Source organism: Thermoproteus uzoniensis 768-20, from assembly GCF_000193375.1.
GTDB classification, from domain to species: Archaea; Thermoproteota; Thermoprotei; order Thermoproteales; family Thermoproteaceae; genus Thermoproteus; species Thermoproteus uzoniensis_A.
In genome coordinates this window covers 449,797-474,457 of sequence record NC_015315.1, presented here as the reverse complement: position 1 = coordinate 474,457, position 24,661 = coordinate 449,797, and the positions used below count along the sequence as shown (strand labels likewise).

Below are 24,661 nucleotides of genomic sequence, written 5' to 3'. Positions count from 1 at the left end.
GCTACACGATCCCCCTCGACGACTTGGGGATCTCGCCAGCCGTCGGCGGACCCTCGCCGCTGAGGACACGCTCCAACACCCTCACTGCGTTTCTCCTGGACAACATCTTGTTGTTGTTTCCACAATACGGACTATACACACATTTAGGGCATCCGTCCACGCAGTCGCACCCTCTAACTATCCTCAACGCTATTTCGGCCGCCCTTCTGAAGTTCCGGAGAAGTAGCCGCGATGTCCCGTTTCCCCCTATATGGGAGTCGTATATCACCACGACGCCGTCCGGGTAGCTTATGCCGCCTAGATCCGTCTTGGAGGCGCCTACCGCTATCTCGGCGGCCGATATGAGGACGTGCTCCGTGGCGTGGTAGCCCTTAGCCCTCTCCTCCCAATCGACCGCGTCGTTGGGGCTGTATCTCAACAGAGGCATGTAGAAGACGGCTCCCTTTGTCCTGAACTCGTATGAGACCGGCTCTATGGGGTATTCCCCGAGGGTCTCGTCGGTCGTGAACCTCTTGAGGGCGTAGCCGTAGACGGTTATCCTTATCCTCAACTTGCCGTACTGGTAGGGGACCCCCTCCACTTTGCCCTCCTCCAGCACCTCCTCCATGTACGGCTCCATATCCTCCAAGGCTTGGGTCGTCAGATCCTCGGCGTCTGCCGGCTCCACGACGGCGGCCCTTCTAGCTAGATCCAGCGACTTCACGATATATGTAGCGCCGCCGTGGGCATATATCGCCTCTGGGTGTAGCTCGTATAGGGCGAGCGGGAGCTCCCTATGGCCTAGGAGCTTGCCGTCAGCAGTCTTGATCTTCACCACGTGCGGGCTTCCGCGAAGCGATAGGTCGGCCAGCTTCTCGCGGCCTGCCTTGGTTATGAAGTAGAACCGGCCTCTCCTCTCCAAATAGCCGGCCGACGCGAGCTCCCTCAACAACGGAAGCTGGTAGGGGGCGAGCTCGTCCTCCCTTATGGGCCTGTCGAGGGCCATCGCCAGCATGTGGAGGGACGCCACGTCCTCGTTCTCCCGCTCGAGCCCTAGAGGCTCCGGCGATCTGGCGAAGAACTCGTCTGGGTAGTTCCTGTAGTAGCTCGATATGGGGTCGTTTCCGAGTATCTGCACCACGTACCCCGTCTGTCCCCTCCTCCCAACTCTGCCCACCCTCTGCAGATATCTGTTGAACGTCGGCGGGACGGAGGCCAGCACGGCCGCGTCAACGTCGCCGATATCTACGCCTAGCTCCAACGTAGGGGTGGCTATGACGACATTTATCTCGCCTTTCTTGAACGCCTCCTCGACATTGCTCCTCTCCTCGGCCCCGAGCCCAGCTCTATGGACCGCGGCGCTCCCGCCGTAGCCCTCCAGCCTCAACGCCCTATATATCATCTCGCTGTACCTATGGCTGTCGGTGAAGACGAGGCACTTGAGATCCTCGTCTATGCAGATCTTGGCCAAGCCGGCCGCCTCGGCCCACTTAGACCTAAAACGCGGCCTTACGAGGACTTGCACCAGCTCGCCGCGCCTTCCCCTAGGCCCCTGCACGACGTTCACCTTCCTGTTGAGCAACAGCTCGGCGAACTCGGCGGGATTGCCCAAGGTGGCTGATGTGGCCACGAACTGCGGCTTCACGAAGCGCTCCATCCTCCTAAGCAGGTAGAACATGTGGGAGCCCAACACCCCGCTGTACACGTGGAAGTCGTCGAGGACCACGTATCTGGCCCTCGATAGGAGCTGCCGGAACTTCGGGACGTACATGAGGGCTTGGCTCACCATGTCGGGGTTTGTCACCAGAATGTGGGGCGGCGTCTGGTACAGAATTCTCCTCTCCCTCGGCGGCGTGTCGCCGTCGTAGACCATGGCCCTGACGCCCAGCCTATCAGCCAACGCCCTTATCCTCCCCAGCTGGTCTCTCGCCAGCGCCTTTGTGGGGTACATGATCACGGCCACAGGGGTCTTGAAGGTGTCCAGGCTCTCCTCCAATATGGGCGCCAGAAACGCCTCGGTCTTGCCGAGGCCCGTCCCGGCGATTATGACAGTGTCCTTCCCCGACCTTATGCTCTGGATAGCGTCGTACTGGAACGGGTACAGCCTCTCCACTCCCGCCTTCCTGAGCGCGTCCGCCACCTCGGCCCTCAAGGCGGCGCCCACGTCGCAACAGAATTCGAGAGGCTCCGGCGTATCTGTCTTCACGTAGACTACCTCCCTCCCGGGATCGCCCAAGACTCTAGACAAAAAGTCCACAGGTTTTTGTTTAAAGCTTATAGCCTATCTTTCTCAAAAACGCCTTCCTCTCCTCTCTGTCCTTATCCCCCTCGACGCCTAGGGGGGAGTGGCCGTCCACCACGCCGACAACGCCGCGCCGCTCCGGCTCTACCTCGGCTACGATCACCTTGAGCGGGTTCGCTGTGGCCGCGTATATCCTGACGACCTCCGGCACGTGCTTCACGGCGTTCAGCACGTTGATCGGGTAGGCGTTCCTTATGTATATCACGAACGTGTGGCCGGCGCCTATCTTGGAGGCCACATCTATCGCCAACTTTCTCAACTCCTCGTCGTTGCCCTCATGCCTTATAAGGCGCTTCCCGGAGGCCTCGCAGAAGGCCAGGCCGAACTTGATCCCGGGCACGCTGTTGACCAACGCCTCGTAGAGATCCTCCACGGTCTTGATGAAGTGGGCGTGCCCGATTATCACGTTGGCGCCCTCGGGTATCGGCACGTCGACGGCCTCGAACCTAATAGACATAGCGATATCCGTCCAGCAGTTTAAATCGATTCAGCTGTGGATTCTCCGATCACCTATCGGCGGCGCGGTTTACCTCATCACTTGCCGCAGATGGCCTTAACGACCACCGAGGTGGGCACCACTCCCGCGTTCCTCAACTCCTCCAATATCTTCTCGTTATATATATCGAGCACCTTGCCCGTGTCGGCGCATACTACGTTTATGTGGGGCTCTACCTTGTCGTAGTAGGTCCGCCCGTTGTGTTCAAACGAGACTATCACGCCGTTGTCCTCCAGCAGTTTCAGAATATTATACACCGTGCTGGCGCTTATGCTGGGCATCTTGGACTTAACCTCGTTCAAGATATCGTTGAACGTCGGATGCTCCTTCTTTTCAAGTTTTTCTAGCACTAACTTCACGACCTCTATTCTCTGGGGGGTCAGCCGATATCCCTTCTCCTTCAGTATATTTAATGGAGTTTGTTGCTCCACGCAATAGAAACGCATCTGCTATAAAAATATATTCGCCATCCCGGCGGCCACAGATATATAGGCCTATTTATCCCCCGACATGAGGATAGTGGTTGTCGGCGCCGGCATTGTCGGCATGGCGACCGCCTACCATCTTAAAAGAATTGCGCCGAGCTCCGAGGTGACGGTCGTCGACATGATGGCGGGGGCCGGCATGGGCGACACCGGCAGATCTGCGGCCGCCTTCAGGACCATATTCACCTCGCGGCTCAACAGGCTTCTGGCCAAGACAACTATAGATTTCTATAAATCTGTACAGAAGGGAGGCCGCAACCTCTCCATGCGGTTTGTAGGGTATCTGTTCCTGGCCGGCGAGGCCGAGACCGCCAGCCTGAGGCCCGTCGTGAGCGAGCTCAAGGCCATGGGCCTCTCTATAGACTTCGTGGATCCTCCGCGCGGCGTCAGGGCCAAGGTGACCGAGGACGAGGAGGCTAGAGAGATGGGGCTCTACGACGTGGAGACGGGGATTCTCATAAGAGACGCAGGGATCCTAGACCCCGAGAAGGTCCTGCGCTACTACGAGGAGCAGTTCATGAAAATGGGGGGCAAAGCCGTCTACGGGGTCAAGATGACCGGCCTTTTGGCCAGGCCCAAGAAGCCGCTGGGGATCCCGGGCGAGCCCTTCGCGTGGCAGGACTACGAGGTTGGGGGCATATCCACAAGCGCCGGCTATATCGAGGCGGACGCCGTCGTCCTCGCCACCGGCGCCTGGACCGGGGATCTGGCCGCCGCGCTGGGGTACGGACTGCCTCTGAGGCCCAGGAAGAGGCAGGTCTTCGTGGTGAGGGCCGAGGGGGAGCTAAAGGCTATGCTCTACGACGACTCGCTCACGGGTGAGGGCTCTATGCCTTTCCTGATACTGCCGCGCGGGATCTACATAAGGCCGGAGCCCGACGAGGGGAACTTCTGGATAGGGCTGGCGGACAGAAGGCCCTACGGCTTCGAGGAGACCGGCGTCGAGGAGGGCCTCTGGCGCTACGGGATATATCCGGTCTTGAGCAAGTACATACCGGCGTTCGAGGGGCGGACTCCCCACAACGCCTGGCACGGCTACTACGACGAGAACGTAGTGGACGAGGTCGCCATAGTCGACAAGCTGGCCGACGGGCTCTACGTGGCGGCGGGCACCAGCGGCAGCGGCATCATGAAGGCCGACGCCATAGCCAGAATAGCCGCCGCGCTTGTGTTGGGCGAGAGCAAGGCCGAGCTGTTCGGCGGGGTCGAGGTGCCGACCAACGCCCTGGCGAAGAACAGGTGTATGGAGCCGGAGAGGCTCGTGCTCTAGACAGTGTAATAGATCCTCTTCTTGTTCCTGCCCCTATTCTCTATCTTGAGGATCTTGACCTGCCCTATCTCGGCGGTGTTCCTCACATGAGGGCCGCCGTCGGCCTGTACGTCCACGCCGGGTATCTCCACTATCCTCAATACGGGGATGTTGGGAGGCGCCCTCTCGGCCAACTTAGTTATGCCCGGTATCTTCAACGCCTCCTCCCTAGGCAACCAGTAGACCTTCACCTCTATGCCTCTGGCCGCCAGCTCGTTGACCTCCGCCACGGCCTCCTCGAAGGCCCTCCTCACCGTGTTCATGTCGCCCTCTATGCTGAAGTCGTCCCTCGCATATTCGGGAGTTATCTCGCCGCCAGTTATCAAGGCGTTGTGCTTCCTGTATAGAACTGCCGAGAGCATGTGGGCAGCCGTGTGCAACCTCATCTTCCTGTACCTAGGCTCCCAGTCCAGCACGCCCTTGACCACGTCGCCGGGCTTCAGGCTGTGCTGGCCCTCCACTACGTGGACCACCTCGTCCCCCTCTCTGCCGGCCTTGACCCTATATCTCGCCCCGGCCGCCTCCAGATACCCCGTATCCGCCTGGACCCCTCCCTCGCCGTCGTGGAAGGCAGTTCTGTCGAGCACGACCTTATCGCCGATGACGTCCAAGACAGTGGCCTCGAACTCCTTTATGTAGCTGTCTTCCTGGTACAATAACTTAGTCCGCATAGAGGAAAATCGGCGGCTAAAAATACGTTCTCGCCCCGCCGGGCCTAGAGGGCTTACCGGCCTCGGCTCGGATCTCGCAGTGCGGTCGGCTGGGCGATCCCAGCACGTCCGCTTGCGCCGCGGCGCGCTTAATCCCAACCGAGGTCGCCTCTTAACGGGCGTCGAACTTGAAGCCCTTAGCCTCGAGATCCTTCAATACGGCCCCCAGATCGAGGTCGCCTGGTATCTCGGTCACGAAGACCAGCTCGACGTAGTTAGGCCTCTGGTGGGGATCGTACCTCTCGTGGTATACGTCGATTATGTTGACGCCGTGTTTTGCCAAGACAGAAGCCGCGGCGGCCAACATCCCGGGTCTGTCCGGCACCTCGCCGACGAACTTCACTATCCTCCTCTGGCGCGCCATGGCCTTGTTGAGCACCCTGACCAGCGTAGTGGCGTCTATGTTGCCGCCGGACACCACGGCGACGGCCTTCCTCCCCTCCGTCTTCACCTTGCCGGTCATCAAAGCGGCCACGGACGCGGCGCCGGCGCCCTCGGCTATCACCCTGGTCCTCTCGGCGAGCAGATATATAGCGTCGGCGATCTCGTTGTCGTCCACCAGCACCACGTCGTCCACATACCTCTCTATAAATGACATTGTCAGCTCGCCGGGCCGTTTGACCGCAATGCCGTCGGCTATCGTGTCGACGCTCTCCAACGTGACTATCCGGCCCTCCCTCAGAGATCTGTACACAGAAGGGGCGCCAGATGCCTGCACGCCGTAGATCTTGGCGTTGGGCCTCGCCCTCTTGACGGCGTACGCTATGCCGGATATAAGGCCGCCGCCGCCGATCGGGACGACCACCACGTCCACGTCGCGTAGGTCCTCCAGGATCTCTATCCCTATAGTCCCCTGGCCGGCTATGACGTACAGGTCATTGTATGCGTGGAGGAACTTGGCGTCTGGCGCCACCAGCTCCACGGCCTTCTTCTCCGCCTCGTAGTAGCTCTCGCCGTAGAGCACGACCTCCGCTCCATAATCCTTAGTCTTTTTGACTTTCAGCCAGGGGGTAGTCGACGGCATGACCACCGTGGCCTTAACCCCGTGTAGCTGCGCCGCGTAGGCCACTCCCTGGGCGTGGTTGCCCGCCGACGCTGTTACGAATTTCCTGTAGCCCTCTTGTATGTACTTGTACATGGCGAAGTAGGCCCCCCTTATCTTGAAGGAGCCCGTCTTCTGCAGAGCCTCCAGCTTTAGGTAGACCTCCCCGCCTTGGAGGCGCGAGAGCGACTCCGACCTCAAAAGAGGCGTCCTGTGTATGAGGCCGCGCCTCTGTTGCTCCCCTATGATCTCCGCGGCCTCCTCGAGCGGAGGCTCCCTCATAAAAATTCGCGTATGGCGTCGGCCAGGCGCTTGATGCCGACGTCTATCTGCTCGAACGAGCTGTACGTGAAGTTTAGTCGCATAGTGTTCCTCCCCTCGCCCTCGTTGACGTGGAACCCGTGGCCGGGGACGTACGCCACCTTGTACTTGGCTATCGCCACGTTCAGCATCTCCTTCGTGTCTATTTTCTCGGGGACTTTGACCCAGATGAACATGCCGCCAGACGGCTTGGTCCAGCTCACGCCCTTAGGCATATACGCCTCGAGCGCGGTCAACATGGCGTCGCGCTTCTTCCTATAGAGCTCCACGATCCTCGGTATATTCCTCTGTATGACGCCCCTCCTCAGCCCCTCGAGCAACAGGTATTGATTAAGCGTCGGCGTGTTGAGGTTTAGCGCTTGCTTCGCGAGGGCGAACCATCTGATGAGCTCCTGGTCCGCCACCACCCAGCCGAGCCTGAGGCCCGGGCTGAATATCTTTGACGCCGTGGAGAGGTATATCACTCTGCCCGACTTGTCGAGGGCCTTCAACCTAGTGACGCTTATGTTGTCGAATATAAAGTAGCCGTAGGGGTCATCCTCCACGACGAGGAGGTCGTTCTGCTCCGCTATCTCGAGGAGGTGTCTCCTCCTGTCGTCGGTCATCGTGACGCCCGTGGGGTTCTGGGCCGTGGGAACCGTATAAATGAACTTTATCCTGGCGCCCTCGGCCTTCAACTTCCTGACTTGCTCCTCGAGGACCTCTGTCCTCATGCCGCGGTCGTCCATGGGTATCCCGACCAGCTTGGGCCGATAGACGCGCCACGACTGCAAGGCGGCTATATACGTCGGGTTTTCCGTGACTACGACGGACCTCTCGTCGAGGAATAACCTGCCCAATAGTTCCAGGGCCTCCTGGCTACCTACCGTGACTATCACGTTGTCGGCCGTCGCCTTTATCCCGTTGCTTGCCGCGAACTTGGCGAGCTCGTCCCGGAGCTCGGGCACGCCCTCTGTCTGTCCGTACTGGAGCGCCTTATTGCCGTAGGTCTCCAGGACGTAGGAGCTTATCCTCGCTATTTCCTCCAGGGGAAACGTCGAGGGGTCCGGCATCCCCCCTCCGAACGATATGACGTCGGCGGTGGCCCACTTCAAGAGCTCCCTTATCTCGCTGGCCCGCATGTAGGCGGTCCTCTCCGCCAGCAACTTCGACAGGTCCATATATAGGCCGTAGGCTCATCAATAAATATTTTGACATATATAAACTATATATTAGCTACACCGGACTCAGCCCTAAGGCACTCGACGCATATCCGGAGGAGTCCCCTCCTGACGCTACAGTGCTCGCAGACAAGCCGGCCGCACTTGTAACAAGTAGAGACCGAATACCTAACGCCGCATATCCTGCACAGAGTTTCCTCGCACGCCTTACAGTAACGCGTCCCCATATCGTATCTACAAACCCGGCGGCTACATCTGGGGCATACGAACTCGGCGGGCTCCCAACCGCAAATCTCGCATAGCACCCTTCATCTTGGGGCTCTTTTTATAGGCCTTAGTATTGGGCGTAGCGGGATAATAGCACTGGTCTACGGCGTTTATTTACCTAAAGCCGTCTCCATCTTGAAGAAATTACAACGCTTCCGTGACCGTTATGCCGCTGAGCTGAAGCTAGCTATTTTTTCAGAGCTTTCAGCACCAGTTGCGGCACCTCCATGGGAGTATCGGCGACCGGTATTCCAGCTTCTCTAAGCGCCTTGACCTTGCCGTTGGCGTCGCCGGAGCCCAACATCACTATAGCGCCCGCATGGCCCATGCGCTTCTCCGGCGGGGCGGTCCTCCCGGCCACGTAGCCCACCAAAGGCTTCTTTATGGCGCCCTCCGCGTACAGCTTGGCCAGCCTCTCCTCGGCGTCGCCGCCGACCTCGCCTATCACCACGATGGCGTCTATATCGGGGTCTTTAGCCATCATCAAGGTGGCCTCGACTAGGTCCGTCCCGACTATGGGATCGCCGCCGACTCCCACAGCCGTGTTTATCCCCAGTCCGGCGCGCACCAGCTGGTAGGATATCTCGTAGGTGAGGGTCCCCGACCTGCTCACAACGCCTATCCTGCCCGGCGTCTGGTATATGTTGTTGGGCATTATGCCCAGCTTGGCCTTCACGGGAGGCGCCACGATGCCGGGACAGTTAGGCCCTATTATGCTCACCCCGCGGGCCTTGGCGTAGCTGACGAACCTCAGAGTCTCGTGTATGGGTATATGCTCCGTTATGACCACGACCAGCTGTATCCCTGCGTCTACGGCTTCGTAGACCGCCTCGGCCGCGAACTTGGCGGGCACGAAGACCACCGAGGCGTTGGCGCCGGTCGCCTTCACGGCCTCCTCGACTGTGTCGAACACCGGCAGGCCGGCCACAGTCGCGCCGCCCTTGCCGGGAGTCACGCCGCCCACCACCTTGGTGCCGTATTCCAGCATCCTCTGGGCGTGGAAAGAGCCCTCCTTTCCCGTGATTCCCTGAACTATGACCCTGGTATTAGGCCCGACTAAGATCGTCATAGCCTAGCCGCCTCGACCGCTTTTTGTGCTGCCTCTTCGGCATTTTCGTATAGCGGTATTCCCAACTTGGCCAACATCTGCCTGCCCAGCTCCTCGTTGGTGCCCTTCATTCTCACTATTATCTTCTTATTGGTGCCTCCTGTCTCGGCCAACGCCGCCTCTATGCCGGCAGCCACCTCATCGGCGCGCGTGATCCCGCCGAAGATGTTTATGAATATCGACTTGACCCGAGGATGCCTTAGGAGGACCTTCAGCGCCTCCTTGACCACGTCGCGGGACGCGCCGCCGCCTATGTCGAGGAAGTTGGCGGGCCTCCCCCCGAAGTGGTAGACGAGGTCCATGGTGCTCATGGTGAGCCCCGCACCGTTGCCTATAATGCCGACGTCGCCGTCCAGCTCGACGTAGTTGAACCCTATCTTCTGCGCGTACCGCTCGAACTCGGTCACGTCTCTCGGATCCTCTTCATACGCCTTCTCGAGATCCGGATGCTTGAACAGAGAGTTGTCGTCGACGATTATTCTGGCGTCTAGAGGCACCACCTCGCCCGTCTTGGTCACCGCCAGTGGGTTGGACTCCACGAGCTCGGCCTCCAGCTCCGTCATGGCCCTATACATAGCTCTGACGATGCTGGCCGCTTGATCCCACTGGGGCGTGCCCGGCTTTATGGCCAGCCAAGACACTATGGCCCTTACGTGGAAATCCCTAAGCCCTTCGAACGGGTCGACGTATACGCGTTTTATCTTCTCGGGCTCCTTCTTAGCTATCTCCTCTATGTCTATGCCGCCCACCGGCGACGCCAGGAAGAGATACCGCCTTGTGGCTCTGTCAATTATAAGGCTCAGGTACATCTCCCTCTCCACCTCCTGGTACTCGGTTACGTAGATCTTCTTCACGACCAGCCCCTTTATGGTCATGCCGAACATCTGCCTCGCCAACGCCTCCGCCTCCTCGGGCGTCTTGGCGACCTTTATGCCGCCGGCCTTGCCTCTACCAGCGACGGTTACTTGCGCCTTCAACACGACCGGCTTCCCTATCTCCTCGGCGATTTTGCGCACTTCTTCGGGCGTCAACGCCAGCCTTCCTCGGGGTATCTTCACGCCGTATTTGGCCAAGATCTCCTTGGCCTCGTATTCGTATAACTTCATGTAGATCCGTATTGGGCCGCGTTTTTAGCGTTATCTACGCGGAAGGCGTCTAGTATTTAGCCAAAGAGCTAGCCCGCCGATTTTTAGCCAAATCTAAATATTCTCCGAGATTTCACGGGGCAACTTAGAACCCTAGCCTTTAGTTTCCCCATTAATTTTTAGCCCAAGGAAAAATTTTATAGGGATGGGTAAAGCGCCCCATGGATCTGATAGGCCCCGCCACTGTTGTCAGCGTCGCCTATATAGACCCGGGGAACTTCGGCGCGAACATAGCGGCCGGATCCACGTACGGCCTAAGCCTACTCTGGGTCGTCTGGCTCTCCGGCTTGTTGGCAATTATGTACCAGTATATATCCGGCGTCTTGGGGCTGGAGAGCGGGGCTGGCCTTCTAGACCACCTAAAGATGCGCTTGAAGCCTCTGTGGCCGCTCTACGTGCCGGCTCTCTTCGCGGTGGCGCTCGCGACGGATCTGGCCGAGTTCGTGGGGCTGATTATAGCGTTTGAGCTGTTGCTGGGACTTCCCGTATACCTCGCGGCGTTTCTTGGCTCGATAGACGTCGTCTTGTTGCTGATACTGGGCGATAGGGGGAAGGCCTACTTCGCGGCGATAGGCGTCCTGGCCTCCGTGGTGGGCCTCAGCTTCCTCGTGGAGCTCGTGTTGGTCAAGCCGGATCTGCTCTCAGTCGCCTACCACTCGTTAGTGCCGGCCTTAGGCGGCGGGGCGGCGCTCTACGCCGCCTCCATAATCGGCGCCACCGTCATGCCGCACGCCTTATTGCTACACTCGCACATAGTGGGCGGCCTAGACAGGCGGACCCACAGAGTCCAGACCCTTTATAATTTAGGCATAGCCTCCGGCGTCAACGCGGCGATGCAGGTTGTCGCCGCGTACGCTCTCTACGGGAGGAGCGTGGAGATCTCGAGCGTGCCGAAGGTGTTGGAGCCGCTCTACGGCCCGTTCGCCGGCCTTGCGTTCTCAATAGCGTTGCTGTCGTCGGGGTTGGCCTCCTCGGCGGTCTCAGTACAGGCGGGGACCCTAATATTGGAGAGGGCGCTGGGCAGAGACGTGGCCAGGTACAAGGCGCGCCTCTTCTTCCGGCTGATCAACATAATACCGACCGCGGCCGTCCTGGCCGCCGGCGTCAACCCGCTCGAGCTACTTGTCTACACCCAAGTTGTCTTGAGCATGGTGTTGCCGATGGTGCTCCTGCCGCTGGTGGCGTTCGCCAAGCCGTACATATCCAAGAAGCTGGCGGTCGTAGCATATGCGGCGGGCGCGTTCGTCATACTTATAGATCTGCTGACGCTTGTTTGATATGGACGTCGACTCAATGAGGAAGGGGCACGAGGTGAAGGACGTTAGGCCGGAGCACTACCTGGAGGCTATCTACGCCCTATCGAGGAGCGGGAGGGTCACCCTAAGCGCGTTGGCCGAGGTCCTAGGCGTGAAGCCCAGCTCGGCCCAGAAAATGCTGAGGAGGCTGGACGAGCTGGGATACATAACCTACAGGGGGCGCGAGGGAATAGAGATAACCGAGCGCGGCCTAGCCGTCCTAGAGGGGCTGGATAGGGCCCACAAGACGCTCGCCGAGTTCTTCAGGCTCATAGGCGTCGACGACGAGCTCGCCGAGATCGAGGCCGAAAAGCTCGAGCACGTGATGGATCCCAGAGTGGTGGAGAGGATCGCCAAGCTCGCCGAGGCTCTCAAACAGCTCAGCGAGGCGCTGGCGTGACGAGGACTTACGTAGACTTGCTCGCCCTAGTGGCCTCGCTGGCCGCTCTGGCGGTGAGGCCGGCGATGTTCGGCTATCTGCTCGCGCTGGCGATATCCGCTATCTCGTTCAAGAGGCTTAACTGGCTCGGCGGCAGGCGGGCATACCTGCTACCGGCGATCGCCGTATATCTGGCCGCGTTTACTGCGGATCTGCTCACCGGGCCCAAGAGCCCTCCGGCTAATATCATCGTCGCCGACATCTTGGCCCCCATCGTCGAGGAGGTGGTGTTCAGAGGCCTCACGTTCAGGGTCCTCCCTCTATGGGGCGCCATTCCCGTATCCACTGTCGTCTTCGCGCTCCTCCACCCGTACCCGCTCCTGGCCCTGGCCTACGCGATTGCGCTGACTCTGGCCTATATGGGTGGCGGTCTCGCCGCATCGATCGCGCTTCACGCAATTAACAATATCGTGTGGACAGCCATATACCTAGGCCCTCTCTAGCTCGACGCAGACGAAGCCGTAGCGTTCCGCCTTGCCTAGACTGGGCCTATCTACCGGGTACTCCCTCTCGACGTCGCCGCCTAGAGTCGCCGAGACGGCGCGCGGCCTCATGCCGGCGCGGGCGCCGAATGCCACGACCTCGGACACCGTGTAGAACCTGGCACGGGAATAGAACGGATGTCCCTTCATCGCCTCGCGCGTGTAGCGGATGCCCCATGGAGAGTTGCGGGGGACTATACACGCGACGACCCTTCGGGCGACGCGGGCCGCCTCCTCGACGAGTTTAGCCGGATCGTCCGCAAAACATAAAGTGACCACGATCAGAGCGCAGGGAAAGGCGCCGTCTCTAAACGGAAGGCGCTCGCCCACTGCGGCTACTAGGTCTAGGCCTTTGGGGGCGAGCCTCAACATGGCGGTTGACGGATCTATTCCAGCTCTGAGCCTCAACGGATGCGCGAATCTGCCGGTCCCCACCCCGATCTCGACCCCGCCCTCGCAGTCGAAGACGGACGCCGCCCGCAACTCGCTCGAATACAGATCCGCATGCTTCACGTACCAAAGGTCGTATCTCTCCGCATATGCGTCGAAGACGTCCCTGGCGCTCACGTAGGTGATGCGACACAAATATATTTTGTCGGCAACCCGAGCCCGTGGACTACATCAAGTGGCTGAGATCTCTAGAAATCCTCCTATACGGCCTAGCGCTCGTCGTGACGGCCGTACTAGCAGGCTACTCGTTTTACCTAGTGGTGTTGGGCATAATAGACCTCTCACATAACGCCACAGAATATTCGGTTTATTTATTATTAAGCAATTTATTCTTATTTATAATATTTATTGAACTTCTTGATACATTTATAACATATATACAACATAAAGAAGTTATAGTATATAAGATAATTGACGTCGCGCTCGTCGCGCTTGCGCGGGAACTCATAGTCTATATATCGCCCGCCAACAGCAACTTCGATATAGCCCACGCCGCTGTGTTGACGGCGGCCACGCTCGCCATAGGCGTCGTCGACTACCTACAACACAGGCGCACGGCCTGACGGCGCGCGGCCCGCCGAAAACGTTTATAAGGCGGCCCTATGCGGCGGCCGTGGAGCTCAAACTAGAAACCATACGCGAGAACAAGTTGCTGGCACGTAGAGAGGTTGTCGCGACCATAGTACACAGCGGCTCGTCCACCCCGACAAGACAACAGGTGAGGGAAGCCGTCGCCGCACAGTTGGGGGTGAAGCCCGAGTTAGTTTTCATCAGGAAGATCCTAACCGAATTTGGCCGAGGCGTATCGAGGGCCGAAGTGCACGTGTACGACTCCGAGGCTACTGCCAAGGTCGTTGAGCCTCTCTACATAATTGCGAGGAACTCGCCCGACGGGAAGAAGCTCCTCGAAGAGGCCAAGAAACGCAAGGCGGAGATTAGGGAGAAGAAGCGGAGGAAGAAGAAAGGGGCCGCGAAGAAGAAATGAGCGAGGCCAAGAAATTGCCCAGGTCCGCTACTTGGTACCAGTACGACTACGAGAAGGGCACCATAAAGTTTCTGAGGAGGCTCTGTCCCCGTTGTGGATCCGTCATGGCTTATCACAAGGAGCCTGTGCCCAGATGGCACTGCGGCAAGTGCGGGATGACTATATTCGAGTCGAAGCGGTAGACCTAAAAACGCAGATGGCCTTTGTTCTGTGCTAGTGCTAGGCGTCGAGAGCACTGCACATACTATAGGTATAGGCGTAGTAGAGGACGGCGAGATCTTAGCCAACGTTAACGATACCTATATCCCTCCTTCAGGCTTCGGCATACATCCGAGAGAAGCCGCCGAACATCACGCCAAGATCGCGGTGGCGTTGCTGAGGGAGGCCTTGAGGAAGGCCGGAAGGGACGCCTCGGCGATCGACGCCGTAGCCTACTCGGCGGGGCCTGGGCTGGGGCCCGCCTTGAGGATAGGGGCTGTCTTAGCCCGCGCGCTGTCGGTTAAGCTGGGGAAGCCGCTGGTGCCTGTGCACCACGGCGTCGCCCATATAGAGATAGCTAGGGCGTTGACGGGCAGTTGCGACCCCTTGGTCCTCCTAATATCTGGGGGCCACACGATGATCGTCGGGTTCGCAGACGGCAGATATAGGGTCTTCGGCGAGACGCTCGACATGGCAGTCGGCAACGCCATAGATAAGTTCGCCAGAGAGGTCGGGCTGGGCTATCCCGGCGTCCCCGCCGTGGAGAGGTGTGCGGAGGGCGCCAAGTCCGTGGTGCCTCTGCCCATAAACATAATAGGGCAGGACCTGGCCTTCTCCGGCCTAGTCACGAAGGCGGTCGATCTCTATAAAAGCGGCGAGGTCGACCTACCCACTTTGTGCAAGTCGCTGGTGGAGACCGCCTACTATATGCTTGCCGAAGTCCTCGAGCGGGCTCTGGCGTATACAGGCAAACGGGAGCTCGTCGTCGCCGGGGGCGTCGCCAGGAGCGCCAGGCTTAGGCAGATATTAGAGGCAATAGCTGAGGACAGGGGCGTGAAGCTGAAGATAGTCCCCTTCGAGTACGCGGGCGATAACGGCGCCATGATCGCCCTCACGGGCTACTACGCGTTTAGGAGAGGTGTATCTGTGAGCGTGGAGGAGAGCTTCGTGAAGCAAAGATGGAGGCTCGACCAAGTGGATGTGCCTTGGTTCTCGGACGTGTGCGTTAGTACCTCAGATGGCCGAAGACCTTCTTGAGAATTCCTCTGAACTCCTCATCGTCGTCTACCTTGTAGAGGGCCTTGTACACGGCGTCCAGCCTCTCTCTCAACGTCTTAAGCTCCACCGACGCCACGAGGACCCTCGTGCTGAGCACCGCGTCGGGGTTGACGGATATGCTGTCGATGCCGGCCCTAACCAGGAACTCCACCATCTGCGGGTACACCGAGGGACCTTGCCCGCATATGGATACGGTCAAGCCGTGTCTGTGTGCTCTATTTATTAGGTCGTATATGGCTCTAAGCACTGGGGCCTCCCTCTCGTCGAAATACTTCGGGTTTATCCTCACTAGATAGTCGTTGTCGCGGTCGACGCCCAGAGTCAGCTGGGTCAAGTCGTTGGAGCCTATGGAGAACCCGTCGAAGTAAGGCGCGAACTCCTCAGCCACGAAGACCACCGACGGCACCTCCGCCATGGCCCAGACCTTGAAGTCCCTATCTCTGTGGAGTCCCTCCTCCTCTAGTAGCTTGGCGAATTTCTCGGCCTCCCAGACGGTTCTGACAAACGGAGCCATGACCCACACGTTGTTGAGGCCTAACTCCTCGCGGACTTTTCTAACTGCCTTGAGCTCTAGCCTAAACGCCTTCTCGTACTGCGGCGAGACATAGCGGGAGACGCCGCGCCAGCCCAACATGGGGTTCCTCTCCTCCGGCTCGAACTTCTCGCCGCCCTTGAGGCTACGGTACTCGTTGGTCTTGAAGTCGGAGAACCTCACCACGACGGGCCTCGGATATATCGCTGAGGCTACCTTGGCGATCCCCTCCGCCATCTTGTCCACGAACTTCTGCTCTTGTCCTATCGACATCAAGTAGAGGGGATGCTCGCCGATCCAGCTCGATATGACGAACTCTATCCTCATCAGCCCTATCCCGTCAAAGGGCAGATCCTTGTACTCGTCTATCTTCTCCGGCTCGCCCAAGTTCATGTAGATCTTAGTGCCCGTCGGGATAGCGCGGTATATGTGGAGCACTATCTCGCGGCCGGCAACCGCGGGCTCCGCGACCTTGGCCTCCGCCTTGACCTCCACTGCGCCGGCCAGCACAACGCCCTTGCCGCCGTCCACGGTATAGATCTCGCCGTCTTTCAAGACCTGGGTCGCGTTCCCCGTGCCCACCACGGCCGGTATGCCCAACTCGCGGCTGACTATGGCCGCGTGGCTGGTTCTCCCCCCTTCATCGGTGACTATTGCCGACGCGAGGCGCATGTAGGGGACCCAGTCGGGGTCCGTCATCTTAGTCACGAGAATGTCGCCCTTCTGCAACTTCCTCTTGGCGTCGTCCAGCGTGAGGCAGATCTTGGCCCTCCCGACAGCCACGCCGGGGCTTGCGGCGATGCCCTTAACCACCACGGTCCCGCCGCCCGCCGCCTCTCTCCTATCTGGGGCCTTCCTGCTCCACACCGTCTCCGGCCTGACTTGTACGATGAAGAGGTTCTGCGGGAACGGCATATCGGCGTCCACCGAGAACTCTATGTCGAGCGGGCGGCCGTAGTGGCGCTCCAGCTCCAGAGCCATCTTAGCGTACTCCACAACCTCGTTGTCGTCCAGCGAGGGCGCCGAGGCCTTGTCCTCAGGCAGCTCAACCTCCCTAGTGAGGCCGGCCTCGTCTCTCACCACGGCGACCCTCTTCTTAGATATGCGCCGTTCTACTATCCTCAGACTGGACTTATCTACCACGAACTCGTCGGGAGTGACTATGCCCCTCACGACCCCCTCGCCGAGTCCCCAGCCCGACTCTATTACTACCTTCGACGTATCGCCGTTAGTGGGATCTAACGTGAACATGACGCCGGCGGATCTGGCGTTGACCAGCTTCTGCACTATGACGGCTATCGACGCGCCGTCGTGGGGTATCCCCATCTGCTCCCTGTAATATATAGCCCTGGCCGTGTACAACGAGGCCCACACCTTCTTGACGTGGTCTATGACGCCCTCGACGCCTCTCACGTTCAGATAGGTATCTTGTTGGCCGGCGAATGACGCCTCGCCTAGATCCTCGGCGGTGGCCGAGGAGCGTACGGCGACCGGCACGTCTCTAATGCCGACGAGCTCGGAAAGCTTGGCGTAGGCCGCCGCTATCTCGTCTGCTATATCCCTGGGCATCGGCGTCGCCTCTATGAGGCCTCTTATCGAGGCCGAGGCCCTCTCGTAGTCCTCGGGAGATCCGCCTCTAACCGCCTTAAGTATCTCGGATATTTTGGGCCTTATGCCGGTCGCGTCCAGAAAACGGAGGAAGGCCTCTGTGGTGATCACGAAGCCGGGAGGGACCCTCGCCAGCTTCGTGATCTCGCCCAGATTCGCCGCCTTGCCGCCGACCAGAGGATGGTCCTTGAGGGATATCTCCTCCAGCCATACGACGAGCCCCATATGAGGTATTACGAGTGTTATTAATACTAACCATTCAACCCATGAAGATAGCCGTTGGCGTCTTTGGCCGAAAATGGCCTTGATTTATAATTAGACTAAACTACGACAAGTCGCTCGGGCAACGCGCCCGACGTCAGCTTTCTATGTATGGCGCGTAGTATCTCGGGCCTTGGAGGCGGCTTGCGTTGGGTCAAGACGTTCCTCAGCGCGCGGCCGCAATAGATGCACCGGGTTATCCTAGATCCGTACATCAAGAAGTCGACTCCACAGTGGGCACATCTGCCTATATCCGGCAAGATTGACGACGGCTCGAACGAGACCAACTTGGCCACATCCCTCAAGACCACGCCCGAGGCGTATCGGCCCAGCTCGAGGGCCTTCTTGAGGTCGGCTACTAGCAGGACGTCTATCCGCCTTCTGTACACCTCGCCGGCGACTCTGAGAGCCCTTCTAAGGGAGCTCGCGTCCTCGGCCTCCACGACCACAAAGGCCGAGTCGTCGGGGACCTCCGGTATCCCGAACCTGTGCTTCACCTCGTCGAGCGCGGCGTCGGCGCCTCCGGCATACGCCGCCAGACGCCCCTCTTCGTCGGCCCCTCCATAGAACACCTTCAATCCTCTCGACTTTAACATATAGACCGACGTGGCTATTGAGGAAAGCCTCTCGAGCCGCTCGACGTCCTCGCAGTCGCCCACGGGCTCTCCGAGGGCTATCGGCGAGCCGTCCACGGGCGAGCGGGAGCACAGCCAAGAGCCCGCGAATATGGCCACCGGAGGGCCCTCGGCGTAAGCCACTATCACGACGCCGGCCGCAGATGCCTTTTTAAAGCCTTCCGCTCGACGTGAGTGTTAATAGTTAGGGAGCTTCCGTGGTCCAGGAACGGGCTGGCGTACGCTTTGAGCCCGATCGAGGAGGGAGTGCGCGTCTTTGTGGCTAGAAGCCGCGACGAGCTGATCGCGGCAATTGAGAAGGACGAGAGGCCGGTGGTGCTCTACAGCCTTTCGACCCCCAACTTCGTCGAGTACTGGCGGGAGATCGCCTCGGTGGCTTCCAAGGCGCCGGTAGTTGTCGGCGGCCCTCACGCCATAGGGGATCCGGCGACTCTCCTACGGCTTGGCGTCAAATACGTCGTAATCGGCGACGGCGAGGCCGCACTGCCTGCAATAGTCAGGAGAGAGCTTGAAGGCTCCGACGAGAAGCCGCCGAACACTCTGTTCCTATCCGACGGGAGGATCAAGTCGGGGCCTAGGGAGTTTGTCGATATCAATAGGTATAGGACGTACAGCACAGTCCTAGACGCCTATCCGCCTATAGAGATAATGAGGGGGTGCGTCTACAGGTGCTCCTTCTGCCTCACCTGGAGGCTCAGCCCCGTCAGGTATAGAGGCGTCGAGTCAGTGGCCGATATGGTTAGGGCCTACGTCAAGAGGGGTATCAAGGACATAAGGTTCGTGGCGCCCGTGGGGTTCCTATACGGCTCCCGCGACGGGAGAACCCCCGACGTGGGCTCCTTGGTCGAGCTCCTAGAGGCCGTGCGGAGGGCCGGAGGGAGGCCCTATCTGGGGACGTTCCCGAGCGAGACGAGGCCCGAGACGGTGACCGACGAGGTCCTAAAGGCCTTGAGGGGGCTTCTGGCAAATAGGAGGATATCGTTCGGCCTACAGACGGCGTCCGAGAGATTGCTGAAGCTTTCCAAAAGGGAACACGACGTCGAGGTCGTCCTCAACGCGGCCGAGACTGCCAGACGGCACGGCTTCACGCCTATAGTCGACGTCATAGCGGGCCTCCCGGGCGAGGGCGAGGAGGACGTGAGGGCTACGGTAGCCGCCATGGAGAAGTTGGTCAAGCTAGGATCCAAGATAAGGCTTCACTACTTCATCCCCCTGCCGGGCACGCCTCTCTGGGGCTTGAGGCCGGCGCCTTTGCACGGCGATTATAGGAAATTCGCGGCTAAGTACGCCCCCTACGTTGAGGGGTATTGGCAGGAGCAAATAGAGCTGGCGAACAAGATCTTGGAGACGTACAGAGAGGTCGAGGCGTTCCTATCCCGGCGCTCTGGCCCCCTCCCGGCAGGCCCAACGGCGTAGCTTTACTGCCTATTGAGGCCTCAACGCGATTAGGCCGAGCTCCTCGGCGAGCCTAAGGTACCAGTTGGCTATATGCCTCGCGAGGGACTTCACGGCCAGCTCCTCGTCGTATACGCCAGCGATCTCTGCATAGGCCTCCGCGGCCGTCCGCCTATCGAGGCGCCCCTCCACTAACCTGGACAATCTATCCAAGGCCTCGGCCGCCGAACTGCCCGCCATAGAGGCGATCAAGTTCAGGACCGCGCCGTCGGGCGCCACCATGTCCAGCATGTCGTAGAGGCCCTTCCTGCGCAAGAGGTCGTTGTATTTAGCTATAAGCGGATCCGTCAACTCCATAACAGCCGGAACATCTCGACCATGTCGTCCTTTCTGTAGGTAGCCTCGTAGCCCAGAGCTCTCTTCATCTTCTCGCAAGAATAGGGCGTCCCGGCGTATTTCAGCAAGTCCCTTACGCCCGGCGGCGCGAAGAGCCGCACAAGGGCTAGAGGCAACGGGATCTTGGCCAGCCGCCTGCCGGCCGCCTCCTCGAGCGCCTCAACAACCCTCTCGAATTTAAGGGGCTCGCACTCAGTCGCGAAGAAGTACTGGCGCGGCGGCGCGAGAGTCGCGGACCTCTCCACTATAGCTGAGAGGTCGCTGGCGGATATGGCCGAGAAGCTCAACTTGAGGCTGGGGACTACGCCGGCCTTAGCTACCCGCACTAACGTAGCCCATTCAGGATGGTCGTTGTAGGGTCCATAGACCGCGGCGGGCCTGATTATTACCCAGTCCTCGAAGCACCGGGCCACCGCGCGCTCGCCCTCGATCTTCGTCTCGTCGAAATAGGTGGCGGACCTCACGCCCTCCAGATGCCTCTCCTCCTCCCTAATCGCGCCGGGGCCGACCACGGTTATTGCAGATATATGCACAACGCGCCCGCGCCAGCCCGTCCTCTGCGCCGCCTCGCAGAGAAGGCGGGGAAATTCGGCGTTGGCTTTCCAGATCTCCTCGCGGGATCCGTGGAGGGCGGCGACCAAGTTGACGACCACGTCGGGCCTCGCCGACTCTATGAGCTCGGCGGGATTCGAGTACTCGGCCACCTTAAGGCCGCCGAGGGCTCTGGCTATCAACGGCCTAGGCGGGATCCCCCTCCTCTTGGCCAAGATCGCATCGTGACCTCTGCCCACTAGGTACCTAGCTAGGTTGACTCCTACAAAGCCGACGCCTCCGAATAGGAGAAACCTCACGTAGAGTCACGAGCGCTATATAAAAACGCGTAGACGGCAACTACTGCGTTGGGCTGATCGTGCCTCCAGACATGAAGTAGCTGTGTCTGCATGGGACCAGCGGCTCGTCGTGGGATACATAGCCCACCACCAGGCTGTCCGCCACGTCGCGCAACGCGTCGGCCAGAAGCCCGCGGGCCTCGTCGTCTAGATAGGACTCCGGCTCGTCCAATAACAACGCCTCCTTGGCGCAGGCGAGGGCCAGGGCGAGCTGGAGCCTCCTCCTGATGCCCGGCGAGAGGGCCATGGCGTTCCTATCCATGAACCTCGTGAGGCCGAAGTACGCGGCCCACTTGCCGGCCTTGGCCCTGTCGCCGCACATTGAGAGCAGGGACTTGACCGATACCGCGAAGAGCTCGGAGGTCTGGGGCACATATGCAATTCTGCCCCTCAGCCTATCCGCCTCCGCCCACCTATCGGCATCCACCCTTTTGCCGAACACTACGATGGTCCCTCTGTCCGGCCTCTCCAGAAGCGAGAGCATCCTCAACAACGTGCTCTTGCCTGCGCCGTTAGGACCCTTGATACAGTTAATACCTGTATATAAGGTTATATATACTCCGCGCACCGCAGTGACGCCGTTAAAGCTCTTCCATAGATCGAGGCCTTGCAACACTAATTAGAGAGCGGTTGCCAGCTTATACGGGTTAATCCGATATATAACAACATTTATTTACTATATAAAACTAATTATTTTATTTCTATTTATATATGATTTTAAGATATATTATAACAATATACATAGTTTTAAAAGGTTCTCTGTTTATAGATTATATATATTTCTTAAACTATAAAAAGTATATTAATATACTATATTTACAAAAACAAGATAAGAAAATAAGTAAATAGCGCGCATGAAGCGCACGACGGCTCTGATCGTGGCGGCGGTCCTCGTAGCGATACTCGGCGTCGGCGTATACATATTCTTCAACTATGGCCGGGGAAGGTCCGGCGCGCCTAGTCAGCAGGTCGGGAACAAATCACTGGTCTTATGCATAGCGGGCGCCTACGCCGCAGAGGGCCACTATCTGGCCGAGGCCTATAGGAACTTCACGGGCGTGCAGGTCGTGGTGAAGCCCGGCGGCTCCTTTGCGTTGGCCCACCAGATAGCTCTCGGCGTCCCGTGCGACGTCTTTATGCCGGTCGCGTTTAGGCAAGCCGTAGCTGGGGCCGGCGCCTACGATCCCGGCTGGGCGATAGCCTTCGTAGCCGACAGCAACGTCGTAGTCTACTCCAACGCGTCTCTCAAGACTTTCCCGGGCATGGCCGAGCTGTTGGATCTGTATAGGAGAGCCTATGCGTCTAACGACAGCAGGCTCTGGTACCAGTTCTTCTACGAGCTCACATCGGGCAAGTACCCGCTGGGGGTCGCCGACCCGGCCACAGACCCAGAGGGCCTCTACGCCATGCTAATCCTAGAAGCCGCCGGCGAGCTGTACGCAGGCAACGAGAGCTTCTTCATATACAGAATGGCCGAGAACCGCGCCAACGTGACCAGGAGCAGCACTTTCTACTACGTCGTGCCCTTGAAGGAGGGGCAACTGGCCTTCGTCTTCTCGTATAAGTCCTACGCTGAGGCTAACGGCTTGCAGTACCTGGAACTGCCGCCGTGGCTCAACTTCGGCAACGCGGCGTACTCCGGCTGGTACTCGCGCTTCTCCTGGACCATACCCATAGAGGGAGTAGAGACGCGGATTAGAGGCTCGCCGGTGTACCTCTACATAACTATCCCGAGGAACGCCAGAGATCGGACGGCGGCGCTCGACTTCCTCTTGTTCGTGTTAAGGGAAAGAGGACAGTTGGCCAGATACGGCTTGACGCCGCTGGGGAAACCCGTCGTCTTCGGCAACGCCAGCTCGTTGCCCGCGGCCCTACAACAGCTGTTGAGCAACGGGACGTTGTCGTACGGCGGTCCTTTAACTTAAAACTCCATTACTACATATGTTGTTCGAGCCCATCGGGATAGTGCAACACGACTATCCGGACGACGAGGTTCGGAGGAGGCGGGTGGAGGGGCTTATACTCGTCTACGATAGGTATGTGGAGGGGTTGAGGGGCTTGGACGGGTTCAGCCACATAATCGTGATCTCTTATCTACATAAGCATAGAGGATCTCCTCTGGTGGTGAGGCCCAGACGGCTGGAGGCCAGGGGCCTGCAGGCGCCCGAGGTCGGCGTGTTCGCCACCGATAGCCCTGACAGGCCCAACCCGATCGGCGTCTCCATAGTCAAGCTCCTCGAGGTGAGGGGGAACACGTTGCGCGTGTCGGACCTCGACCTCTTCAACGGGACGCCCGTGCTTGATATAAAGGGCTTCTCGCCGACTCGTTGCCCCAGAGACGCCAAGGCGCCCGACTGGGCGCTGGCGGATCATGTATAGGCTGATAGCCGTCTATTCGGCCGTTGCGCTGTCGGCGCTCTTGGCGCCGTTCGCGGCGCTGGTGTACTACGGATACGGGCCCTTTTTCAGCAACGCCGCCTTCGGCGAGGGCCTCCTCAGATCGATAGGGGTCACGCTACTGGCGTCCTCCGCGGCGGTGCTTGTAAACATAGCGTTCTTCACGCCGGTGGCGTTCTACGCGGCCAGGAAGAGAAACGCCGTTATAAACGCCTTGACCGACATCCCCGCGTCGGTCCCGCACCCCATAGTGGGCATAGCGCTGGTTCTGCTCGCCAGCCCCCAGACCGCCGTCGGCAGGTTTCTGAACTCGTTGGGCGTGAGTCTGTTCGACTCATACATAGGCCTGGTCGCGGCCCTAGTGATAGTATCGGCGCCTGTGTACATCAGATCTGCCCAGAGCTACTTCGAGGCTCTGCCTAGAGAGCCGGAGCTCATGGCCGTCAGCATGGGCGCGGGGGAGGCCCGCGTGTTCTGGTACGTCTTCAGAGGCTCTGCCAGAGGCCTCCTCTCGTCCGGCCTCACCGCCATGTCCAGGGCCATAAGCGAGTTCGGCGCCGTGGCCATCATAGCGTATTACGTGTCGGGGCCTCCGTTCGGCTTGGCGAGCCCCGCCTCGGTCTATATCTGGAACTCGTTCGAGACCTACTACCTATCGGCTATCCCGGAGGCCGCGACGCTTCTCCTATTCTCCCTCGCCGTGTTGGCGGTCGCCCACGCGCTCAGGAGCCGCTAGCGGGGACCTCGTATTTCCTGTACTTCTCCAGAAGTTCCCTCGAGATCTCCGCCTCAGGCACCAACAAGACGAACTCGGCGTCGTTCTCGCCGTATCTGTAGCTCCGCCAGTACCTAAACCTCAGATCGCCGGTTAGGTAGATCATGGCCAGCCTCCTCTCACCGAAGGCATGCCTCAGCCTACAGTCGCAACCCTCTATGCTGTCGTCGGAGATCACGTAGTACCCGGTCCCGCAGTCGCAGAGCCAATACCTGTTGCTCTTAACGTGGACGAAGAGGAATGAGTCCACTCTGTTCTCCACCTTCCTATATATGGGCTCGACGACTCCCTCGAGATACAGCACGGGAGACAGCGGCGTGTGGACGGGATACACGGCCATCTCGCCGGAGGCTAGACGCCAGAGGTACTTCCTGCTCCTCTTGACGGGCTCCACAAGGCCCTTGAAGTAGAGCTTGTTAAGGACCCTCAAGACCTTGTGCCGCGGATAGCCCGTCAGCTGCACCAGCTCCGTCGTGGACACCTCCCCCCGCTCCTTAATTATCTGGAGCACCTTCTCCTCTACATCCACAACACATCCCG

27 protein-coding genes are annotated in these 24,661 nt (G+C 59.3%); 12 read left to right on the top strand and 15 right to left on the bottom strand.

The annotated features are described in order from the left end of the window. Position 1: 1 nt before the first annotated feature. The 3 genes from TUZN_RS02600 to TUZN_RS02590 all read right to left on the bottom strand — a co-directional run bounded on the left by TUZN_RS02600 (position 2) and on the right by TUZN_RS02590 (position 3,208). Positions 2-2,236 (bottom strand): DEAD/DEAH box helicase, encoded by a 2,235-nt coding sequence (locus TUZN_RS02600; RefSeq protein ID WP_013679373.1) that lies wholly within the window; start codon positions 2,234-2,236, stop codon positions 2-4. Positions 2,237-2,246: 10 nt separating this feature from the next. After that, positions 2,247-2,738: an adenosine-specific kinase gene (locus TUZN_RS02595; RefSeq protein ID WP_013679372.1), complete on the bottom strand. Its 492-nt coding sequence runs from the start codon at positions 2,736-2,738 to the stop codon at positions 2,247-2,249. 77 nt (positions 2,739-2,815) lie between these two features. Continuing rightward, entirely contained in the window at positions 2,816-3,208 is a 393-nt protein-coding gene (locus TUZN_RS02590; RefSeq protein ID WP_013679371.1) for a Fur family transcriptional regulator, read from the bottom strand. A gap of 79 nt (positions 3,209-3,287) precedes the next feature. Here TUZN_RS02590 and TUZN_RS02585 point away from each other — a divergent pair, with 79 nt between their 5' ends. After that, positions 3,288-4,532: an NAD(P)/FAD-dependent oxidoreductase gene (locus TUZN_RS02585; RefSeq protein WP_013679370.1), complete on the top strand. Its 1,245-nt coding sequence runs from the start codon at positions 3,288-3,290 to the stop codon at positions 4,530-4,532. Here the strand turns inward: TUZN_RS02585 and alaXM are convergent. From alaXM to sucC, 5 genes are all read right to left on the bottom strand, one after another. After that, positions 4,529-5,242 carry an alanyl-tRNA editing protein AlaXM gene (gene alaXM / locus TUZN_RS02580; protein WP_052886027.1) on the bottom strand — a complete coding sequence of 238 codons (714 nt, stop codon included), beginning with the start codon at positions 5,240-5,242 and terminating at the stop codon, positions 4,529-4,531. The two genes, TUZN_RS02585 and alaXM, sit on opposite strands and share 4 nt — an antisense overlap. A gap of 151 nt (positions 5,243-5,393) precedes the next feature. Then, positions 5,394-6,605, bottom strand: coding sequence for a threonine ammonia-lyase (gene ilvA / locus TUZN_RS02575; protein ID WP_013679368.1), 1,212 nt, complete (start codon positions 6,603-6,605; stop codon positions 5,394-5,396). Further along, positions 6,602-7,804, bottom strand: a complete 1,203-nt coding sequence (locus TUZN_RS02570; protein WP_013679367.1) for an aminotransferase-like domain-containing protein — start codon at positions 7,802-7,804, stop codon at positions 6,602-6,604. The genes ilvA and TUZN_RS02570 overlap by 4 nt, the downstream gene beginning before the upstream one ends. A 454-nt stretch (positions 7,805-8,258) precedes the next feature. Further along, entirely contained in the window at positions 8,259-9,140 is an 882-nt protein-coding gene (gene sucD, locus TUZN_RS02565) for a succinate--CoA ligase subunit alpha (protein WP_052886026.1), read from the bottom strand. Next, entirely contained in the window at positions 9,137-10,285 is a 1,149-nt protein-coding gene (gene sucC / locus TUZN_RS02560; RefSeq protein ID WP_013679365.1) for an ADP-forming succinate--CoA ligase subunit beta, read from the bottom strand. Before sucC ends, sucD begins: the two co-directional genes overlap by 4 nt. Before the next feature lie 200 nt (positions 10,286-10,485). On the opposite strand from sucC, the gene TUZN_RS02555 reads away from it, so the two are divergent. Genes TUZN_RS02555 through TUZN_RS02545 form a run of 3 tightly spaced genes read left to right on the top strand, consistent with a single transcriptional unit; the run spans position 10,486 to position 12,501 of the window. Then, the gene (locus TUZN_RS02555; RefSeq protein WP_013679364.1) at positions 10,486-11,601 is read left to right on the top strand and encodes an Nramp family divalent metal transporter; all 1,116 of its coding nucleotides are present in this window, start codon (positions 10,486-10,488) and stop codon (positions 11,599-11,601) included. 1 nt (position 11,602) lies between these two features. After that, positions 11,603-12,019: a metal-dependent transcriptional regulator gene (locus TUZN_RS02550; protein ID WP_013679363.1), complete on the top strand. Its 417-nt coding sequence runs from the start codon at positions 11,603-11,605 to the stop codon at positions 12,017-12,019. Continuing rightward, positions 12,016-12,501, top strand: a complete 486-nt coding sequence (locus tag TUZN_RS02545) for a CPBP family intramembrane glutamic endopeptidase (protein ID WP_013679362.1) — start codon at positions 12,016-12,018, stop codon at positions 12,499-12,501. Before TUZN_RS02550 ends, TUZN_RS02545 begins: the two co-directional genes overlap by 4 nt. On the opposite strand, the gene TUZN_RS02540 is transcribed toward TUZN_RS02545, so the two are convergent. Further along, positions 12,487-13,107 (bottom strand): methyltransferase domain-containing protein, encoded by a 621-nt coding sequence (locus TUZN_RS02540; RefSeq protein WP_013679361.1) that lies wholly within the window; start codon positions 13,105-13,107, stop codon positions 12,487-12,489. The two genes, TUZN_RS02545 and TUZN_RS02540, sit on opposite strands and share 15 nt — an antisense overlap. A 44-nt stretch (positions 13,108-13,151) precedes the next feature. Between TUZN_RS02540 and TUZN_RS02535 the strand changes: the two genes are divergently transcribed. Genes TUZN_RS02535 through kae1 form a run of 4 tightly spaced genes read left to right on the top strand, consistent with a single transcriptional unit; the run spans position 13,152 to position 15,211 of the window. Continuing rightward, positions 13,152-13,553 carry a phosphate-starvation-inducible PsiE family protein gene (locus TUZN_RS02535; protein ID WP_013679360.1) on the top strand — a complete coding sequence of 134 codons (402 nt, stop codon included), beginning with the start codon at positions 13,152-13,154 and terminating at the stop codon, positions 13,551-13,553. 50 nt (positions 13,554-13,603) lie between these two features. Beyond that, positions 13,604-13,975 carry a 30S ribosomal protein S24e gene (locus TUZN_RS02530; protein WP_013679359.1) on the top strand — a complete coding sequence of 124 codons (372 nt, stop codon included), beginning with the start codon at positions 13,604-13,606 and terminating at the stop codon, positions 13,973-13,975. Then, positions 13,972-14,157 carry a 30S ribosomal protein S27ae gene (locus TUZN_RS02525; protein WP_013679358.1) on the top strand — a complete coding sequence of 62 codons (186 nt, stop codon included), beginning with the start codon at positions 13,972-13,974 and terminating at the stop codon, positions 14,155-14,157. The genes TUZN_RS02530 and TUZN_RS02525 overlap by 4 nt, the downstream gene beginning before the upstream one ends. 28 nt (positions 14,158-14,185) lie before the next feature. Then, positions 14,186-15,211 (top strand): KEOPS complex N(6)-L-threonylcarbamoyladenine synthase Kae1, encoded by a 1,026-nt coding sequence (gene kae1 / locus TUZN_RS02520; RefSeq protein ID WP_052886025.1) that lies wholly within the window; start codon positions 14,186-14,188, stop codon positions 15,209-15,211. Here the strand turns inward: kae1 and ppsA are convergent. Together ppsA and TUZN_RS02510 are read right to left on the bottom strand one after the other, a co-directional pair. Continuing rightward, positions 15,180-17,597, bottom strand: a complete 2,418-nt coding sequence (gene ppsA, locus TUZN_RS02515; RefSeq protein ID WP_013679356.1) for a phosphoenolpyruvate synthase — start codon at positions 17,595-17,597, stop codon at positions 15,180-15,182. The two genes, kae1 and ppsA, sit on opposite strands and share 32 nt — an antisense overlap. A 95-nt stretch (positions 17,598-17,692) precedes the next feature. Beyond that, positions 17,693-18,397: a hypothetical protein gene (locus tag TUZN_RS02510; protein ID WP_013679355.1), complete on the bottom strand. Its 705-nt coding sequence runs from the start codon at positions 18,395-18,397 to the stop codon at positions 17,693-17,695. Between the two features lie 45 nt (positions 18,398-18,442). Between TUZN_RS02510 and TUZN_RS02505 the strand changes: the two genes are divergently transcribed. Continuing rightward, entirely contained in the window at positions 18,443-19,684 is a 1,242-nt protein-coding gene (locus TUZN_RS02505; protein ID WP_013679354.1) for a TIGR04013 family B12-binding domain/radical SAM domain-containing protein, read from the top strand. 9 nt (positions 19,685-19,693) lie between these two features. On the opposite strand, the gene TUZN_RS02500 is transcribed toward TUZN_RS02505, so the two are convergent. From TUZN_RS02500 to TUZN_RS02490, 3 genes are read right to left on the bottom strand one after another with little or no spacing between them, the layout of a single operon-like run. Beyond that, positions 19,694-20,020 carry a hypothetical protein gene (locus tag TUZN_RS02500; RefSeq protein WP_013679353.1) on the bottom strand — a complete coding sequence of 109 codons (327 nt, stop codon included), beginning with the start codon at positions 20,018-20,020 and terminating at the stop codon, positions 19,694-19,696. Continuing rightward, positions 20,011-20,910, bottom strand: coding sequence for an NAD-dependent epimerase/dehydratase family protein (locus TUZN_RS02495; RefSeq protein ID WP_013679352.1), 900 nt, complete (start codon positions 20,908-20,910; stop codon positions 20,011-20,013). The genes TUZN_RS02500 and TUZN_RS02495 overlap by 10 nt, the downstream gene beginning before the upstream one ends. A 40-nt stretch (positions 20,911-20,950) precedes the next feature. Then, positions 20,951-21,565 carry an ATP-binding cassette domain-containing protein gene (locus TUZN_RS02490; RefSeq protein WP_013679351.1) on the bottom strand — a complete coding sequence of 205 codons (615 nt, stop codon included), beginning with the start codon at positions 21,563-21,565 and terminating at the stop codon, positions 20,951-20,953. A 238-nt stretch (positions 21,566-21,803) separates the two neighbouring features. On the opposite strand from TUZN_RS02490, the gene TUZN_RS02485 reads away from it, so the two are divergent. Genes TUZN_RS02485 through TUZN_RS02475 form a run of 3 tightly spaced genes read left to right on the top strand, consistent with a single transcriptional unit; the run spans position 21,804 to position 24,082 of the window. Continuing rightward, positions 21,804-22,874, top strand: coding sequence for an extracellular solute-binding protein (locus tag TUZN_RS02485; protein ID WP_013679350.1), 1,071 nt, complete (start codon positions 21,804-21,806; stop codon positions 22,872-22,874). Positions 22,875-22,890: 16 nt separating this feature from the next. Further along, entirely contained in the window at positions 22,891-23,328 is a 438-nt protein-coding gene (tsaA, locus tag TUZN_RS02480) for a tRNA (N6-threonylcarbamoyladenosine(37)-N6)-methyltransferase TrmO (protein WP_013679349.1), read from the top strand. Then, positions 23,321-24,082 carry an ABC transporter permease gene (locus TUZN_RS02475; RefSeq protein WP_013679348.1) on the top strand — a complete coding sequence of 254 codons (762 nt, stop codon included), beginning with the start codon at positions 23,321-23,323 and terminating at the stop codon, positions 24,080-24,082. The genes tsaA and TUZN_RS02475 overlap by 8 nt, the downstream gene beginning before the upstream one ends. On the opposite strand, the gene TUZN_RS02470 is transcribed toward TUZN_RS02475, so the two are convergent. Beyond that, the gene (locus TUZN_RS02470; RefSeq protein WP_013679347.1) at positions 24,069-24,650 is read right to left on the bottom strand and encodes a helix-turn-helix transcriptional regulator; all 582 of its coding nucleotides are present in this window, start codon (positions 24,648-24,650) and stop codon (positions 24,069-24,071) included. The two genes, TUZN_RS02475 and TUZN_RS02470, sit on opposite strands and share 14 nt — an antisense overlap. Positions 24,651-24,661: the final 11 nt, after the last annotated feature.

Excerpts from the sequence above, each read along its gene's own strand:
- TUZN_RS02570 (WP_013679367.1), bottom strand. The coding sequence starts at position 7,804 with ATGGACCTGTCGAAGTTGCTGGCGGAGAGGACCGCCTACATGCGGGCC.
- TUZN_RS02500 (WP_013679353.1), bottom strand. The coding sequence starts at position 20,020 with ATGGAGTTGACGGATCCGCTTATAGCTAAATACAACGACCTCTTGCGC.
- sucC (WP_013679365.1), bottom strand. The coding sequence starts at position 10,285 with ATGAAGTTATACGAATACGAGGCCAAGGAGATCTTGGCCAAATACGGC.
- TUZN_RS02485 (WP_013679350.1), top strand. The coding sequence starts at position 21,804 with ATGAAGCGCACGACGGCTCTGATCGTGGCGGCGGTCCTCGTAGCGATA.
- TUZN_RS02550 (WP_013679363.1), top strand. The coding sequence starts at position 11,603 with ATGGACGTCGACTCAATGAGGAAGGGGCACGAGGTGAAGGACGTTAGG.
- TUZN_RS02585 (WP_013679370.1), top strand. The coding sequence starts at position 3,288 with ATGAGGATAGTGGTTGTCGGCGCCGGCATTGTCGGCATGGCGACCGCC.
- tsaA (WP_013679349.1), top strand. The coding sequence starts at position 22,891 with ATGTTGTTCGAGCCCATCGGGATAGTGCAACACGACTATCCGGACGAC.
- TUZN_RS02555 (WP_013679364.1), top strand. The coding sequence starts at position 10,486 with ATGGATCTGATAGGCCCCGCCACTGTTGTCAGCGTCGCCTATATAGAC.
- TUZN_RS02525 (WP_013679358.1), top strand. The coding sequence starts at position 13,972 with ATGAGCGAGGCCAAGAAATTGCCCAGGTCCGCTACTTGGTACCAGTAC.
- sucD (WP_052886026.1), bottom strand. The coding sequence starts at position 9,140 with ATGACGATCTTAGTCGGGCCTAATACCAGGGTCATAGTTCAGGGAATC.
- ilvA (WP_013679368.1), bottom strand. The coding sequence starts at position 6,605 with ATGAGGGAGCCTCCGCTCGAGGAGGCCGCGGAGATCATAGGGGAGCAA.
- TUZN_RS02475 (WP_013679348.1), top strand. The coding sequence starts at position 23,321 with ATGTATAGGCTGATAGCCGTCTATTCGGCCGTTGCGCTGTCGGCGCTC.
- ppsA (WP_013679356.1), bottom strand. The coding sequence starts at position 17,597 with ATGGGGCTCGTCGTATGGCTGGAGGAGATATCCCTCAAGGACCATCCT.
- alaXM (WP_052886027.1), bottom strand. The coding sequence starts at position 5,242 with ATGCGGACTAAGTTATTGTACCAGGAAGACAGCTACATAAAGGAGTTC.
- TUZN_RS02595 (WP_013679372.1), bottom strand. The coding sequence starts at position 2,738 with ATGTCTATTAGGTTCGAGGCCGTCGACGTGCCGATACCCGAGGGCGCC.